Origin of the sequence: Actinoallomurus oryzae (assembly GCF_039541955.1) — a bacterium.
GTDB lineage: Bacteria > Actinomycetota > Actinomycetes > Streptosporangiales > Streptosporangiaceae > Actinoallomurus > Actinoallomurus oryzae.
This window is the reverse complement of the sequence record NZ_BAABHF010000100.1, coordinates 1-558: the sequence shown is the minus strand read 5'-3', so window position 1 is coordinate 558 and position 558 is coordinate 1. Positions and strand designations below refer to the sequence as shown.

At 68.8% G+C, this 558-nt stretch carries 1 protein-coding gene; it reads right to left on the bottom strand.

What is annotated here, in order from left to right:
* A partial coding sequence (locus ABEA10_RS50940; protein ID WP_345475948.1) for a substrate-binding domain-containing protein occupies window positions 1-558 on the bottom strand: 558 nt, incomplete at both ends.

The following is a 558-nucleotide window of genomic DNA, read 5'->3' as shown; positions in this document are numbered from 1 at the left end:
TGAGTACTTGGAGGAGGAGTTCGAGGGAGTGGGCGCCCATGGTGTGCATGGGGGATTTGACGCTGGTGAGGGGGGTGGGGAGTTGGGCGGCGAGTGGGGTGTCGTTGTAGCCGGCGATGGCGATGTCGTGGCCGGGGCGCAGGTTCTGGTCGCGGAGGGCGCCGAGTGCGCCGATGGCGGCGAAGTCGTTGACGGCGAAGATCGCGGTCGGGCGGGTGTGGGTGTGGAGGAGGTGGTCGGCGGCGGTGCGTCCGCCGGTGGCGTCGAAGTGGGAGTGGATGATGTGGGTGGGGGGGATGTTGATGCCGGCTTGGTGGTAGCGGTCGCGGAAGCCGGTGGTGCGGTCGATGCCGGTGCTGGCGAAGGGTTCGCCGGCGATGACGGCGACTCGGGTGTGGCCGAGTTGGAGGAAGTGTTCGGCGACCAGGCGGCCGCCTTGGTAGTCGTCGCAGGTGATGGCGGGGTGGTTGCCGGTGTGGCGGTTGACCAGGACGAAGGGGATTTGCTGGGCGGCGAGTTCGTCGAGGAAGGCGCCGTCGGTGTGGGCGTCGCCGAAGA